General features: G+C 28.2%; 15 protein-coding genes and 1 riboswitch. Of the genes, 3 read left to right on the forward strand and 12 right to left on the reverse strand.

Annotated elements, in window-relative coordinates; all coding sequences use genetic code 11:
• Nucleotides 1–242: 242 nt before the first annotated feature.
• Nucleotides 243–3,176 carry an insulinase family protein gene (locus tag BUA48_RS04210; RefSeq protein WP_072830379.1) on the forward strand — a complete coding sequence of 978 codons (2,934 nt, stop codon included), beginning with the start codon at nt 243–245 and terminating at the stop codon, nt 3,174–3,176.
• Between the two features lie 309 nt (nt 3,177–3,485).
• Here the strand turns inward: BUA48_RS04210 and BUA48_RS04215 are convergent, their stop codons facing one another.
• Nucleotides 3,486–3,641: a zinc-ribbon domain-containing protein gene (locus BUA48_RS04215; protein ID WP_072830381.1), complete on the reverse strand. Its 156-nt coding sequence runs from the start codon at nt 3,639–3,641 to the stop codon at nt 3,486–3,488.
• Nucleotides 3,642–4,324: 683 nt separating this feature from the next.
• On the opposite strand from BUA48_RS04215, the gene BUA48_RS04220 reads away from it, so the two are divergent.
• Entirely contained in the window at nt 4,325–5,047 is a 723-nt protein-coding gene (locus BUA48_RS04220; RefSeq protein WP_084666044.1) for a TVP38/TMEM64 family protein, read from the forward strand.
• A 53-nt stretch (nt 5,048–5,100) separates the two neighbouring features.
• On the opposite strand, the gene bilS is transcribed toward BUA48_RS04220, so the two are convergent.
• From bilS to BUA48_RS15510, 8 genes are all read right to left on the reverse strand, one after another.
• Nucleotides 5,101–5,619, reverse strand: coding sequence for a flavodoxin family protein BilS (gene bilS, locus BUA48_RS04225; RefSeq protein ID WP_072830385.1), 519 nt, complete (start codon nt 5,617–5,619; stop codon nt 5,101–5,103).
• Nucleotides 5,620–5,981: 362 nt separating this feature from the next.
• Nucleotides 5,982–6,308: a CGGC domain-containing protein gene (locus BUA48_RS04230; RefSeq protein ID WP_072830387.1), complete on the reverse strand. Its 327-nt coding sequence runs from the start codon at nt 6,306–6,308 to the stop codon at nt 5,982–5,984.
• Nucleotides 6,309–6,323: 15 nt separating this feature from the next.
• The gene (locus BUA48_RS04235; RefSeq protein WP_072830389.1) at nt 6,324–7,079 is read right to left on the reverse strand and encodes an ABC transporter ATP-binding protein; all 756 of its coding nucleotides are present in this window, start codon (nt 7,077–7,079) and stop codon (nt 6,324–6,326) included.
• A gap of 6 nt (nt 7,080–7,085) precedes the next feature.
• On the reverse strand, nt 7,086–8,171 hold the full coding sequence (locus BUA48_RS04240; protein WP_072830391.1) for a FecCD family ABC transporter permease: 1,086 nt from the start codon (nt 8,169–8,171) through the stop codon (nt 7,086–7,088).
• A gap of 20 nt (nt 8,172–8,191) precedes the next feature.
• Nucleotides 8,192–9,256, reverse strand: a complete 1,065-nt coding sequence (locus BUA48_RS04245; RefSeq protein WP_072830393.1) for an ABC transporter substrate-binding protein — start codon at nt 9,254–9,256, stop codon at nt 8,192–8,194.
• Between the two features lie 207 nt (nt 9,257–9,463).
• Nucleotides 9,464–9,654, reverse strand: a riboswitch (cobalamin riboswitch).
• Between the two features lie 77 nt (nt 9,655–9,731).
• Entirely contained in the window at nt 9,732–10,292 is a 561-nt protein-coding gene (locus BUA48_RS04250) for a ribonuclease FAU-1 family protein (protein ID WP_072830395.1), read from the reverse strand.
• Nucleotides 10,293–10,600: 308 nt separating this feature from the next.
• Nucleotides 10,601–11,965: an amidohydrolase gene (locus BUA48_RS04255; RefSeq protein ID WP_072830397.1), complete on the reverse strand. Its 1,365-nt coding sequence runs from the start codon at nt 11,963–11,965 to the stop codon at nt 10,601–10,603.
• Between the two features lie 79 nt (nt 11,966–12,044).
• Nucleotides 12,045–12,197 carry a hypothetical protein gene (locus BUA48_RS15510; protein WP_178138942.1) on the reverse strand — a complete coding sequence of 51 codons (153 nt, stop codon included), beginning with the start codon at nt 12,195–12,197 and terminating at the stop codon, nt 12,045–12,047.
• 110 nt (nt 12,198–12,307) lie between these two features.
• On the opposite strand from BUA48_RS15510, the gene BUA48_RS04260 reads away from it, so the two are divergent.
• The gene (locus BUA48_RS04260; protein ID WP_072830399.1) at nt 12,308–13,048 is read left to right on the forward strand and encodes a hypothetical protein; all 741 of its coding nucleotides are present in this window, start codon (nt 12,308–12,310) and stop codon (nt 13,046–13,048) included.
• Nucleotides 13,049–13,200: 152 nt separating this feature from the next.
• Here BUA48_RS04260 and BUA48_RS04265 read toward each other — a convergent pair whose 3' ends face one another.
• From BUA48_RS04265 to BUA48_RS04275, 3 genes are read right to left on the reverse strand one after another with little or no spacing between them, the layout of a single operon-like run.
• Nucleotides 13,201–13,980: a hypothetical protein gene (locus tag BUA48_RS04265; protein WP_072830401.1), complete on the reverse strand. Its 780-nt coding sequence runs from the start codon at nt 13,978–13,980 to the stop codon at nt 13,201–13,203.
• Nucleotides 13,974–14,672 carry an ABC transporter ATP-binding protein gene (locus tag BUA48_RS04270; protein WP_072830403.1) on the reverse strand — a complete coding sequence of 233 codons (699 nt, stop codon included), beginning with the start codon at nt 14,670–14,672 and terminating at the stop codon, nt 13,974–13,976. Before BUA48_RS04270 ends, BUA48_RS04265 begins: the two co-directional genes overlap by 7 nt.
• A complete protein-coding gene (locus BUA48_RS04275) occupies nt 14,673–15,041 on the reverse strand; it encodes a GntR family transcriptional regulator (protein WP_072830405.1) in 369 nt (122 codons plus the stop codon).
• Nucleotides 15,042–15,180: the final 139 nt, after the last annotated feature.

Genomic DNA, 15,180 nt, shown 5'->3' on the forward strand with positions numbered 1-15,180 from the left:
TCTTAACATTAGTAAAACCAACCCTTATAGTATATTATACTCTTATATTTATATAGAATTTCATGTTTTAATTTCTTGATTTTCCTATATATTTTATATATTATATACATAGGTTTTCTTTTATTTGAATTAAAAGAAAACCTTTTACTAAATAATTTTTTACATATTTACTTTTTATTTTTAAGTAAGAAGTTTCTAAATATGAAAATAATTATTATCAATGATTTAAGGGGGATGGATTTATGTTTATACTTAACAACATTTATCATGGCTTTAAATTAATAGAAGAAGATACTATTAATGAAATAGGCTCTAAAGCTAAAATATTTGAACATGAAAAAAGTGGGGCTCGTTTACTTCATCTAGAAAATAATGATGATAATAAGGTTTTTTCAATAACTTTTAGAACAACACCAACTGATAATACTGGTGTACCTCATATATTAGAGCACTCTGTTTTATGTGGCTCTAAAAAATATAAAATTAAAAATGTTTTCAGTGACATTTCTCAAAGTTCATTAAAAACATTTTTAAATGCAATAACTTTCCCAGACAATACAACTTATCCTATCTCAAGTAGGAATGAAAAAGACTTTTTTAATTTAATGGATGTTTATTTAAATGCAGTGTTTTATCCAAATATCTATGAAAATCATGATATTCTTCGTCAAGAAGGTTGGAGACATGAATACGACGAAGAAACTGATACGCTAGTATATAAAGGTGTTGTTTATAGCGAAATGCAAGGATCTTTATCTTCACCTGAAGCTAACTTAACAGCACAGATTTATTCTTCACTATTTCCTAACACTACTTATACATACTCAAGTGGTGGTGACCCATTAGTAATACCTAGTCTTACTCAGGAAAAATTCGAAGAATTCCATAGTAAGTACTATCACCCATGTAATTCCTATATCTACTTATATGGAAATCAGGATTTAGATAAATGTCTACAATTAATAAATGATAATTATTTATGTAACTTCGATAAAATTGAGATTCCTTCAAAAATTGATATGGTTGGACCTTTTAATGAAATGCAAGAAGTTACTTCCACTTATTCAATAGCTGTAGATGAGGACCCTACAAACAAAGCTTTCTTAGCTTTAAATTTTGCTGGTAAAGAAAATAGTGATCCTGAAACATATTTAACACTTAAAATACTTTATAATATGTTTATAGAATCCTCTGCATCACCTATAAAGAAAGCTTTACTTGATAATGGTATAGGAGATGGACTTGTTACTTATATGGATATGAATATAGATCCTGTTAAACAATCCTTCTTCTCAATTGCAGTGAATAATACTGATGAATCTAAAAAAGTTGAATTTAAAAAAGTTATTTTTAATACCTTAAAGGATTTATGTGACAAGGGTATAAGTAAAGACTTGTTAAAAGCTTCAATAAATACAATTGAATTTAGATTAAGAGAATCCGATCCTGAAAAGGTAGCAAATAAAGGTATTGAATATAGTTGGCTTACATTACACAGTTGGTTATATGATGCTAGTCCTTTAAATCATCTTAAATATGAAGGAACTTTAAATCGTTTAAAAAACTCTGTTGATGAAAACTACTTTGAGAATTTCATAAGAAGTTATATGCTTGAAAATTCTCACTGTTCTTTAGTTATTTTAAATCCTGAAGCTGGATTAGCAAGTAAAAATTCTAAAGCACTAAAAGACAAATTAAAAGATTATAAAGAAAGCTTAAGTGCAGCTGAATTATGCGAACTTAAAAGAAGAAACTTAAAGTTAAAGGAACGTCAGCTTAGAAAACCTACTGCTGAAGAAGTAGAGACAGTTCCTAAGCTTGCCCTTGAGGATATTTCTAAAGAAGCAGAAGTAATCCCTCAGGTACTAGATAAAAAGGATAATTTAACTATTTTATCTCATAAGTATAACACAAATAAAATTGCTTATATTGACTTTTTATTTGATGCTAGCATCATTGAGCAAGAATATATACCTTATGTAAATCTTTTAAGTTGTGTTTTAGGTGAGTTAGATACAAATTCAAAAAACTATTTAACTCTTAATACTGAAATATATAAGACTACAGGTGGAATAACATACTCAACTAAAGTATTTACTGAAAGAAATAACTGTAATATGTATCACCCTAAATTTATAATTAAAGGTAAATCTCTTATAAATAATATACCTGATTTATTACAGCTTATAAATGAAGTCTTAACCTCTACAAACTTCAATAATAAGCAAAGACTTAAAGAAATAATACAAGAAAGCAAAGTTAAACTTGGAAGATATATGGTAAGTGCTGGAGATTCAGTGTCTTTAAAGACGACTCTTGCAAGCTTCTCTAAAGCTGATAATTATAAAGATTGCTTAAATGGTATTTCATATTATGAATTCTTGTGTGATATAGAGAAAAATTTTGATAAAAACCATGAAATTATAAAAGACAAATTAAATAAAGTATATAAAACTTTATTTAATAAAAACAACTTAATTATATCTTATACTGGAGAAAAAGAAGGTTTAAATACATTAAAGTGTAATCTTGATATATTACTAAGTTCACTTGATTCTCATATAGTACCTGCTGCCAAATATACCTTTGTACCTTACGAAGGCACTGAAGCCTTAGTAACTAACAGTAGTGTACAATTTGTAACTAAGTCCTTTAATTTTAACGAATTGGGCTACAAATTTTCTGGGAAAATGAGAGTTTTAGATAATATATTAAAATCTGTATATCTTCACTCTAGAGTACGTCTTCAAGGTGGTGCTTATGGATGTTTTGTTTACCTTACTGATGATGGTAACATGTCCTTTATTTCTTACCGTGACCCTAACCTTATGGAGACAATAACTACTTATAAAGAAGCTTATAAGTTTTTAGAAGAACTTAATTACTCTGAAGAAGATATTAAGAACTTCATTATAGGAGCTATAGGTAGATTAGATTTCCCAAGGCCACCTGAAGTTAAGGGTGAAATAGCTACTTCACGTTATATTTGTAATATATCTAAAGAAGATATTCAACAAGAGCGTGAAGAAGTTTTAAGTACAACTTTAAGTGATATAAAAGCCTATACTGATATGATCAAAAAGGGTATGGAAAAAAATCACTGCGTTGTAGCTGGAAATGAGTCTAAGATCTCTTCATTAAAGGATATTTTTGATAAAGTATATTATTTAATGTAGTTTTATCTTAGGGTTTTTATTTTAATATAATTTAATGAGCTATGTATGAATTATATAAATGTAATTGTACATAGCTCTATTTATAGAAATAACCCTCTTTAATTACATAAATTCTGCTTAATATATAAACTTCTACTTAATGTGTAACCTAACTAAAGAAATATATTAATAGTTTATATGGCTTATCTGATAAATACCTTTTAATATATAATTTAATTCTTGAGATAATACTTTATTATTGTTACTTGTTCATATTTAAATAAATAAGAGCTATAAGATTAAATCTTATAGCTCTTTATGATAATTAAATTATCTTCTGTTGTTTTGTTGTTTTCTAGCTCTTCTACAGTCTGGGCATCTTACTGGATCGTTGTCAAATCCTTTTTCTCTGTAGAACTCTTGCTCACCTACTGTAAATACGAACTCTTTACCACAATCTTTACATAATATAGTCTTATCTGTCATTATATATTCCTCCTTAAATTAAAGATTTTACATGGACAACAACTCTCTTCAATAAGGAGAATTTATTTATCTATATAAAACTTTTCTTATTACTTATTCAGTATATCATAATTTTATGTAAAAGCAAAGTTTTTTTTGTTTTTATATAATTTTTTGTACTTTTTTGAGACAATAGTAATTATCTAAGTTTTTCACATTTAATTCATGTTTTTTTTATTGAAGAAACCCTTGCTACCACTTGTTTCTCTTAGAAATAGCTAAAATTTTTTTATAGCTATATAACTATTTTTTCATGTGCTTTTTCTGTAAAATAACTCATAAATATACCTATTAATTACTCTTATGCTAAAGCTTTAATTCATACTTAGTTTTGAAGTAAAAAATCATATATTTTTATTAATACATACATTAATTCAAAGCCTAATTTATCTCATAAAATATTCCAATAATTTTTGTAAATATACCTACACTTTTCTTAATAGAATATTATATAGGATATTTTTTTCTTACGGATTCTTCTTAAAAAATTTGCCATAAAAGCATAAGAAATAATTAAGATTTACTTAAACTTTATATGTAGTTTTATGTTATATAATTATAATGTTAAAACTTATATGCATTAAATAATAATTTTAATTATAGAATAATTTTATATATTTACATTTATTTAGAAAGGAGCTTATATGAATAACTTTAAAGATTATATAAACAGACACAAGACATTGATTCTTAGTATTTTTTCTGCTTTATGCTTAACTCTATTAATAATATTATTTCATAAATACCTTAGTAAAATATTTATGTATATTTTCAACGTCGATAATATGACTTATATAAAAGACCTGCTTTGCAAAACAGGATTTATGGGTTGGATTATAATGGTACTTTATAATGCTGCTAGAGTAATTCTACCTTTTTTACCTGCTCAACCCTTTGAGATATTATCTGGTGTTATGTATGGCTCATTCTTAGGCATGCTTAACTGTATGCTAGGAATCATCTTAGGTTCTTTAGTAGTTTTTTATATAGTCAATAAATTTGGTAATAACTTAGTTTTAAAGCTAATAAAGGGAGAGCATATTTCTAAATATGAAAGCATAAGAACTTCTAAGAAAATAGAGATTATCTCTTTTCTTATTTTTCTTCTTCCTGGTACTCCAAAGGACACCTTTACTTACATAGCTGCCTTTACAACTCTAGGACTTAAGAAATTCTTACTTTTTATTTCAATAGCTAGGATCCCAACTGTACTCTCTCTAACAATTGCAGGATCTAATATTATAAAAGGAAATCTTATTACTGGAATCTTAATATATGCTGTAACTATAATTTTAACTTTATTAGGGTGTTTATTTCATAATAAGTTCTTAGAAAAACACTCTTCTAAGAAGCTACAGAGCAAATAAAAAAATACAATTTGCATTTTCTATGCAAATTGTATTTTTTATTATAAAAGACTCTATTTAATTATATTTCTTAAAGCATTTTCTGTAAATTCCTTAGCATTTTTAATATCCTTTTCATCTGGATGACTCTTAGCTTCCATATGATTTTTAAGTTGTTCTTTTATGTGTATATCATCGGGGTTTTCTTTTAACATTACCTTATATCTATCTGTTAATTTTTCATTTATTTTTCCTTGGCAAAGAAAGTGACCTAAGATTTTATTGTTTTCTGGTAAAATCTCTTCAATTCTTTCTTTTATCTTATCATAATATTCCCCTTTATCCGCAGCTCCTAAGGTACCAAAAATCATTACTTCTTTATTATTGATTTTTTCAAGAATGTCCTTTATTTTATCATCACAAGTACCTTTATCTACCCAGTATCCAGCTACTACAATATCATACTCTTCAATATTTATATCCTTTTCTCCAAGCTTAATAATATCCTTATTGAAAGGTATAGCTTCGTAAATCGCCTCTGCTATTTTCTTTGTATTCCCTGTTAATGATGAATATATAACTATTGCCTTCATTATAAACACCCTCCTCATAAATAAAATTTTAAATACATATACCTATATTATAGGTTATTTTTCATATAATCTCATAATTTTATTACTTATATAACTAAAATATCTTATTTTGTTTATATCTCATACCCTATATATTAAGTTATCTATTATTACAGTTTTATTATTTTTTAGTTAAAATATAAACTTAATAACTTTATGAAATTTCAACATAATAGTAATCCTTATTTATAGTTAAACAACCTTACTTAATATATTATGAGATTTTAATATTAAAAGAAAAAGCCCTAAGTTTACTTAGGACCTTCTCTACGATATATATTATTATAAGAATGGCTAAATTAAAATAATACTACTTAAGAATTTTATTTATGGCTTCCATGCACAACTTCAAACCCTTCTTTTCTCAAAAGTTCTTCATGCAAGTTATATTTATCACATTCCACCTTTATACAAAGAGCAATGTGTATTGTATCTATATTGTTATTTTTTAACTGTTTGATTTTATGCTCCCATTCTTCGAAATCCGTCATAGTATCCTTGCATCCAATGCAGTAAAAGAAACTTCCCAATTCTTCTTTTTTATCTTTATATATTTGAAAAGCATCCTTTGAGTTATTATATGCCTTAAAACATCCGGTTCCAGAACATCGTCCCATTAACTTTCTACAAGCCATTATTCCTATGCTCATTATATACTCCCCCTTTTATACTCTAAAAGTTATATATATTGGCGTTTCTTCTTTATGAATGGTGCAATCAACCTCATAAACCTCTTTAATTAGTTCTTTAGTCAACACTTCTTCTGGTTTACCACTAGCTGCAACCTTTCCCTTATGCATTACATATAATCTATCACAATAAGCTGTTGCTAAATTTAAGTCATGTAAAGCCATAACCACAGTTATTCCCAAGGATTTAACTACCTTTAAAATTTGTAATTGATACTTTATATCCAGATGATTTGTAGGTTCATCTAATATTAGTAAATCTACCTTTTGTGCTAAGGCTCTAGCTAAAAGCACTCTTTGCTTTTCTCCACCAGACAAAGTAGAAAAACTTCTATTAGCATACTCCAGCATATCAACCTTTTCTAAAGATTCCCTTGTTATCTTGTAGTCTTCCTCTGTGTCCATTTCAAGCATAGATTTATGCGGACTTCGTCCTATAAGCACCATATCCTGAACCTTTATATCAAAAGCTACATTATTAAACTGCCCTACAACCCCAAGTTCACGTGCCATATCCTTAACTGAAATTTTATTAAGATTTTTATTGTCAATATACATAATTCCCTTAGCAGGTTTATAAATTCTATAAATAGTCTTCAGTAAAGTAGATTTTCCACTTCCATTAGGTCCAATCAAACCTACAAACTCGCCCTTTTCTACATTTAAATTAGCATTTTCAACTATAGATTTATTATCTAATTCAACATATAAACCTTCCACATTTAATTTCATAATTAACTACCTTTCTCCAAAGCTATAAGCACGCTTTATCATTATATACATAAAGAAGGGTGCTCCTATTACAGAAGTTATTATTCCTATAGGCATTTCCATATTCTTCAATATTATACGAGCTAGAACATCCGACCAAACAAGAAATATTCCTCCTATAAGCATAGCCACTGGTAAATTAATTTTATGATTTGTTCCAACTAAGCTTCTTGTTATATGTGGAATAATTAGTCCTATAAACCCTATAACTCCACAGCTAGCAACTAAAACTCCAGTTAAAATTGAAACTGCTATAAGATATATCTTTCTGTACTTATGTAGATCTATTCCTAAAGTTATAGCGGCTTCATCTCCTAAAAGCATAATATTCATAACACGTGCTTGTGATATAAAAAATACCGCCATAATAATTACAAGAATAGTAGCTAACCATAAGTTGTCCCACTTAGCTGCGGTTAAGCTTCCCATTGTCCAATCCGAAATAGATCTAATGGCACTATTATCATTAGTTAAATATATCATAAAGCTAGAAAATGCTTTACAAATCAAATTAACTACCATTCCTGATAAAACTAATTTAATAGGGGTTATTCTTCCTCCCATTGAAGAAAGTTTAAATACCACAGCTGATGCAAGTAATGCTCCAACAAAGCCCCAAAATGCGGTACTAGTACCTTGTAAAGCCCCATTTAAAATTGTTGATCCTATTAATATTGAAAAGGTTGCTCCAAGGGTAGCTCCTGAAGATATACCTAGTACATAAGGGTCTGCTAAAGGATTTTGCACAGTAGCCTGCATAACAGATCCACCAAGTGCAAGTCCCATACCAGTTATCACTCCAAGCAATACCCTTGGTAATCTAATTTGCCATACAATATCAATAATTGATTTTTTAAAAGAATCATCTAAAATCTGTACTCCAAATATTTTATTTATAATTACCTTATAAACATCACTAGCTGGAATTTTAACAGATCCAATAGATACGGCTAAAATTATTGATATTATCAATACTATAACCAAAGCTATTATTATAATAAAGTTTTTATTTTTCACTGGTTTTAAATTACTTTGTAATTTTTTACTTTGCACTTATTCTCAAAACCTCAATTCTATTTAAATAAATCAGGATATAATTCTTTAGCATAATGATTTACAGCATCTATAACACGTACTCCACCTGCCCATGTTTCAGCTAAACCAGTGATTATTATTTCTTTGTTTTTAACTGCTGTAACATTTTTTAATGCTGGATTATCAGTAAACACCTTTGCTAGCTCTTCATCACGCACATCTTTTCCATCTGCTTGATGTACTAATATAATTGCATCAGGATTTAATCCTACTATATCCTCTAAACTAACTTTCCCTGATTCTTTTCCTAAATTTTCAGCTCCAGCCTTTAGTACCATGTCTCCAACTAAATCATTTTTACCATATAATCTAAATTCGCCTTCTTTACCTTCTTCTAAAACTAAAACTGTCTTTTTATGTTCTAATTTAGAAGTTTTATCTTCTATTACATTTAACTTATCTTCAATATTTTTTACATAAGCATTTGTTTTATCCTCTATATTAAATATAAGTCCTAAATCTTTAATATCTTTAATTAAATTATCTACAGTATAATTTCCTACAGTTTTAACTGTATTTCTTTGAGCGAAGGTATTAGTTCCTCTTTCTATCCACTCACTAACATCACCTAAGGTTTTATCACTGAAAACACTTTTCCATCCAAAGATAAAATCTGGCTCTAAAGCTAATACCTGTTCCTTAGTTGGATATTTCTCTGATATAACAGGTATTTTTTTATATTTGTCCTCTAATCTATCTAAAATTGGATTATCAAGATAGCAAGTTCCTATTAATCGATCCTCTAGGCCTAAATCAAGCATAATTTCAGTAGTTGTTTGATTTGTAGTTATTACTTTCTCAGGAGCTTTCTCAAAGGTAACCTTTACTTCTTCCCCTGCAAAATTATAGTTAGTAATAGTTACAGGATAATGTGTTGTTGCATCCTTAGAGTTTGAACCTTCCTCTACCTTAGGCTTACTTTCTTCCCCTTTACCTTCAGCTCCTTTAGTATTTGAACACGCTACCAAAGCTGTACTTGTTGTAATAATAGCTACTCCTACTATAAGTTTAGTTAATAAATTTTTTAATGTCTTCCCCTTCATACGTATCATTCCTCTCTTAAGTTTAAAATCTTTATATAATAAAATTAAATTATTTATACATATCATGTGAAATATTAGTCTTAAAATATAATCCTATGCAATAATATAAAAAACCCTTTAACTCTACACTTAAAGAGTTAAAGGGTCAAAAATACACATGGTATTACCGTATTTTTCCAATTTAACACTCCTCTATCCTTCGTAGAGCTACAGTGTAACTAATAGGCAGGTCTTCTGGCTCAAGTATCATCATCTTTTTAACCTTCCCGTATTAACAGTGGTATTAGAAAAAAGACTACTCTTTTACAGCGGCGGGACCGCGCGGGATTTACACCCAACTTCCCTTTTAATCAATAACATAATTTAAATGTTACTAAACCTATTAATATACTTTTATTTAAATTCTATAGTAATATTCAATTGATAATTATTTTCTTTTTTAGAGTATCATATAAAATTTTTCATGTCAATTATTTTAATTCTCATTATTTTTATGGTTTTTAGGCCATTTTTTATAATTAAAAGCTTTTTTACTAAATTCATGTAAATAATTTAGATCCTTAGCAATTCCACTTATAATCTTATTAGCTTCTTCATAGGCTAAGTCGTAATCATCTCTTGTTATCACATGGTTATTTAAGGCTTCCTTTAAATCATCTTCATCTATAAGTAAAATTTCTGAGGAAGGTAAAACTATTACATCTAAATATAAATCATCATAAAAAGGATTACCCTCAGTATCAACTCCATTTTGTTTCGTTATATCGAAATACCATTGAACTATTTCTCCTTTGCTATCAAACATCGTAGTTAAGCACCATTTCTCCTGCAATGGTACATACTGAACCCAAGTGTATCCACTATTAGCTATGCAATAATCTTTTCCTATCATATTTTTAATCAAAGGTCTGTTAACACTTTGTAATATTGTTTTAGCTATAAACCCATTAAAACCCTCTTCTTTAGCTAAGTTTATTTCAATTATACTTTTATCAATTCTTGCCCAGTTGCTCCTATCTAATCCCTTTCTTTTCATCTTACTACACCCTATCCTTTATTTTTGCTAGAAGCATTTAAACTACTCCTATATTGAAACAAATTTATTTTTTACTATAATTAATTACTCTTTTCAAAATAAATTTATACTTTTTGAAATTATACCATTTTTAAATACAACTTTCTTTAAATTATATTACCTTAATATAAAAACTACATATCCCTTAAAGATATGTAGCTTAATTTTATTTTTATTTATTCTTTTAACTATATATAAATAGACTTTATCATATAGGCTATATAAAAATTATTCTTTACCTTTAGTTTATTCCTATCTTTATACTTAAATTATTTTATTATTTTAAAATTGGAATTTAGACTTATATTAGCCTTTTTCCTAATTTTCTCACCTTGTGTTTTAACTTCTTCTAGCAACTCTTTTTCATCTAAAACTTCAATTTTTCTTTCTTTCATAAGCCACGTACCATTACATATTGTGGATTCTACATTTTCACTACTCATAGAATAAACTATATTTCCAATAGGATTATGCATTGGAAGTGAATGAATTGTATTTGGATTCAAGATAATTAAGTCTGCTTTTTTACCGCATTCCAAGCTTCCTATTTCCTTATCTAGTAAAGCACACTTAGCTCCATTTATCGTTGCCATTTCTAAAACTTTTTCTGCACTTACTACCGTAGGATCTAAAGTTCTTCCTTTATGAATAAGAGATGTTAAATACATTTCTCTCATCATATCCATCCTATTATTAGAAGGAGCTCCATCAGTTCCAATAGAAACAGGTATTCCTTTGGAAAGCATTTCTGGTACAGAGGCAAATCCTAAAACAACCTTCATAGCTGCTGCTGGATTATGTGAAACTTTAACATCATTTAGTCTAAATAAATCTATTTCTCTATTAGTAAGCCACACTGTATGTACTGCCAATAAGTTAGACCCTAAAATCCCTAATTTATTAAGATGCTCAACTGTAGAAGTTCCTCTTGTAGCCTTTGCAAAATCAATCTCTCCAGAAATCTCTGCAATATGCATATGCATTCCTGTATTATATTTATCTGCAAGCTTTTTCGTTTCAATTAAAAGTTCATCTGAGTTATTAAAAATAGTTCTAAGTCCAAACCAAATCTTAACTCTTCCTTGTGCTGAATTATTATATTTTTCAAAAAGTTCTATTTGAGTTTTCAGCTCCTCTTCCGTTGACTTTTGCCAAACCGCTGGTAAACCTTCCCCTTGGTCCATTACTGATTTAGCTAAACATCCTCTTATTCCAGTATCAGAAACCGCCTGAACCATAGCATCTACATACTGTCCACCGGACTCTAGAAATGTTGTAACACCAGACTTTATCATTTCAATGCAACATGCTTTAGAAGATATATAAGAGTCTTCATAAGTAAAACCACTTTCGTAAGGCCATACTCTATCTCTAAGCCAAGTCAATAGATCTACATCATCAGCAATTCCTCTTCCTAACTGTTGCGATAAGTGAACATGAGTATTTATAAGTCCTGGCATGACTATTTTCCCTTTTGCATCATATTCCTCCACATTGTTCCCTAAATCATTAAAATCTATTTTTCCAACCTTCAATATCTTATCATTTTCTATTAATATACTTCCATTCTCATATACTTCTCTTTCTGAGTTCATAGTTATTATATAGGCATTTTTAATTAGTAACTTCGACATAAATTTCCTCCCAAATATGTACCCTTAAATATAAATACAAAACTTTTTATTTGAATATTAATTATTATTATACTTTTACCTAAACATAAGTCAATGATTTTATATATATTTCATTTTTTACTTTTCTTATTTCTTCATTAAGCTTACTTATTTTACTTAGGTTTTCAGCATTATTAGTTACAATAAATTTTCTATCATTTTTATTTTCTATTTTATTCCATATATTTATCAAATTCTATCTTTCCTTACTCAAATACCCATGTTTATGTAACACTTTTTATATAAATACATATTCTTATAGTAAAGACGCTTTTAAATTTACTAAAAAAGGAGTTAAAAGTTATGTGTGATAACAGTTGTTTAAATAATAATAAACCTACAGATAAATGTAAATACTTTGAAAGAAAAGCATTGAAATTAAGTCAAATAGCTGAAGCTTTAGGTGTTAAAGCTGCTAAGAAAGCTAAAGAGGCTCGTGTTTTAGGTATGGAAGCAAAAAACTGCATGAGATGTGCATATGAAAAATTTGCTAAAGCTCAAGCTTTATTTAATGAAGGTAATGAAATATTATCCAAATGCCAATGTTTGAGTAAAAAGGCAGCAATTTTTAATTATAAAGCAGTAAAATGCTATGCAAACTGTCCTGTATCTTGCTTTGAAAATTGCAGACAATTAAGATGTAACGCTAGCTTATTAAATAAAAAATGTTATTTCTTAAGATGTGAAGGAACTAAAGTATTAGCTAAAGCTGCTGAAGTTCAAAACGAAGCTATCTGCTATCAAACTAAAGCCATTGAATATATGGAAGCTGAAAAAACTGCTTGGAAAGAATATGCCGACTTAGTTAATGAATCTCAATGTTGTTATGAAAAGGCTGCTTACTTCAGTAATAAAGCTATGAATTGTTATGCTTATGTTAAGGGTAGCTCTTCTAATCCATGTGGAGGCTGCAATGGATGTGAAAATGTGCCTACACCATATTCAAATGTAGAATTTAACGAAACTTTTGAAGAAAACTTTGAGTCATCTGATTATGTTTCTTCAGTATTTGAAAATATAAATAATACTGGATGCACTAAATAGTATTCTAAACTATGTAAAAATATAAGTCATATATAAAAGGGGCTATTGCACTAAGAATAACTTTAGAAAAATATTTGTATTTATAATTAACTTATTAATACAATATATTTCACGTTAATTCATTAATGCTATAGCCCCTATATATTTAAAGTTTATTCTAAATTCAAGTGATTTTTTAATAAATATTTTGTTAAATAAAATAATGCCGTAGCTAAAATTCCGCTCCAGATAACCACCCCTATAATACCTGCAATATTGCTTACATACATAAATTTTTCTAGTACAAATTTGAAAACTGTTGTTGTTAAAAATGCTATAATCCAACTAATTATAAAAAATATTATAAACGCAACTGGTATTCTGTGCTTATTAAATCTACCAACTTGAGCAAAAGAAAGAGATGCATATATGCACAGTAGCGGCAATGTATAATTAATCACTATACCAACTGGAATTAAAATAACCAATGAAATAATTTCCCAATTTTCTAAAGTTATCATACTTATAAGTCTTGGCAATTCTGATTTCAATGCAACAAAAGCCTCTGCTATTTCTTTAATTGTTATTGAATTAGTAGCCATAATCATAAATGCTAAAATAGCAATAATCCCTGCCAAAAATGCCCAAGTCACTGATACTATTAATTTAGATATTATAAGTTCACCTGACTTTACAGGTAAGGTAAACATAAGATATCCCTCATCTCCTAAGAGATTTTTATTAAACCTTTCAATACAAACCGTCAAATTAAGCACTGCTGTTGCAACAAATAAACCCACTAATATTATTATTCCTAATACTGGTACCTTCTCTAAAGCTGGAATGGGCATAGTTATTCTAGTTATAATTGAAACTATAAGAATTGCTATATATAACGGAATAAATTTACGACCTGTAGCCTTAAATTCATATTTTAAAAGTTTTGCTAACATCTGAATACCTCCCTAAATAAAGCATCAATAGATTTTCCTTTTTCAGCTTTTATATCGTCTACATTTCCTTCAAGCACTACTTGGCCATTATTAAGAAAAATAATATCATCACATAAGCTTTCAATTTCTTGTATAAAGTGAGTAGCAAGTACTATACTACTATCCTCAGAATAATTTTTTATAATAGTGTTTAATATATACTCCCTAGCCGCTGGATCTACCCCACCAATTGGTTCATCTAAAATATATATACTCGCCTTTCTAGACATAACAAGTATAAGTTGTACCTTCTCCTTCGTTCCCTTTGACATTGATTTTATTTTACTTTTCATATCTATTTTTAAAGCTTTCACCATATCTAAAGCCTTAGCTCTATCAAAGTCCACATAAAAATCATCAAAGAAATTTATAAGTTCTTCTACCTTCATCCACTCACTTAAATAAGTCCTTTCTGGTAAATAAGCTACTACAGCTTTAGTTTCTATACTTGGATGCATACCATTAATTAATATCTCTCCATCACTGGGTTGAAGAAGCCCATTTATTAACTTTATCATTGTACTTTTGCCGCTTCCATTAGGACCTAATAGCCCAACTATTTTTCCTTTACTTATACTAATATTTACATCATTTAAAGCAACTTTACTTCCATAATCTTTGCTTAAATGCTTTATTTCTAATATATTATCCATCTAATCCATCTCCCTTAAATAATCTTCTATTAATTCCACAAGTTCATTTTTACTATACCCAAGAGGCATAAGTCCCTTGATAGTTTCTTCAATGATTTTGTTTGCATAATTATTTTTAACACTTTTTATAAGCATTGCATCATCAGTAACGAATCTACCACTTGTTCTTTGGCTATAAATAAGATCTTCTCTTTCTAATTCAGAAAGAGCTCTTTGCATTGTATTAGGATTAACTCCCGCCTCCTGAGCCATATCTCTTACTGAACTTAATTTTTCTCCAACTCCTATTTTACCGGATATAATATCAAATTTAATTTTGTCAACAAGCTGTATATATATAGGTTTGTCTGGATCAAAATCCCAAGGCATTGTATCAACTCCTTATTGTATTAATTTCTTAATACAATAATATGACTATTGTTATGTTTTGTCAATACTACTTTATAAAATAAATAAAAAAATAGTTTACAAAGTTACTTTTAACTTTGTAAACTATTTTCACATCAAG

It is taken from the genome of Clostridium collagenovorans DSM 3089 (genome assembly GCF_900130005.1).
GTDB classification, from domain to species: Bacteria; Bacillota; Clostridia; order Clostridiales; family Clostridiaceae; genus Clostridium_D; species Clostridium_D collagenovorans.

Bases quoted from the DNA above. Each gene is read 5' to 3' on its own strand.
- BUA48_RS04210 (WP_072830379.1), top strand. From the start codon at position 243: ATGTTTATACTTAACAACATTTATCATGGCTTTAAATTAATAGAAGAA.
- BUA48_RS04215 (WP_072830381.1), bottom strand. From the start codon at position 3,641: ATGACAGATAAGACTATATTATGTAAAGATTGTGGTAAAGAGTTCGTA.
- BUA48_RS04220 (WP_084666044.1), top strand. From the start codon at position 4,325: ATGAATAACTTTAAAGATTATATAAACAGACACAAGACATTGATTCTT.
- bilS (WP_072830385.1), bottom strand. From the start codon at position 5,619: ATGAAGGCAATAGTTATATATTCATCATTAACAGGGAATACAAAGAAA.
- BUA48_RS04230 (WP_072830387.1), bottom strand. From the start codon at position 6,308: ATGAGCATAGGAATAATGGCTTGTAGAAAGTTAATGGGACGATGTTCT.
- BUA48_RS04235 (WP_072830389.1), bottom strand. From the start codon at position 7,079: ATGAAATTAAATGTGGAAGGTTTATATGTTGAATTAGATAATAAATCT.
- BUA48_RS04245 (WP_072830393.1), bottom strand. From the start codon at position 9,256: ATGAAGGGGAAGACATTAAAAAATTTATTAACTAAACTTATAGTAGGA.
- BUA48_RS04250 (WP_072830395.1), bottom strand. From the start codon at position 10,292: ATGAAAAGAAAGGGATTAGATAGGAGCAACTGGGCAAGAATTGATAAA.
- BUA48_RS04255 (WP_072830397.1), bottom strand. From the start codon at position 11,965: ATGTCGAAGTTACTAATTAAAAATGCCTATATAATAACTATGAACTCA.
- BUA48_RS04260 (WP_072830399.1), top strand. From the start codon at position 12,308: ATGTGTGATAACAGTTGTTTAAATAATAATAAACCTACAGATAAATGT.
- BUA48_RS04265 (WP_072830401.1), bottom strand. From the start codon at position 13,980: ATGTTAGCAAAACTTTTAAAATATGAATTTAAGGCTACAGGTCGTAAA.
- BUA48_RS04270 (WP_072830403.1), bottom strand. From the start codon at position 14,672: ATGGATAATATATTAGAAATAAAGCATTTAAGCAAAGATTATGGAAGT.
- BUA48_RS04275 (WP_072830405.1), bottom strand. From the start codon at position 15,041: ATGCCTTGGGATTTTGATCCAGACAAACCTATATATATACAGCTTGTT.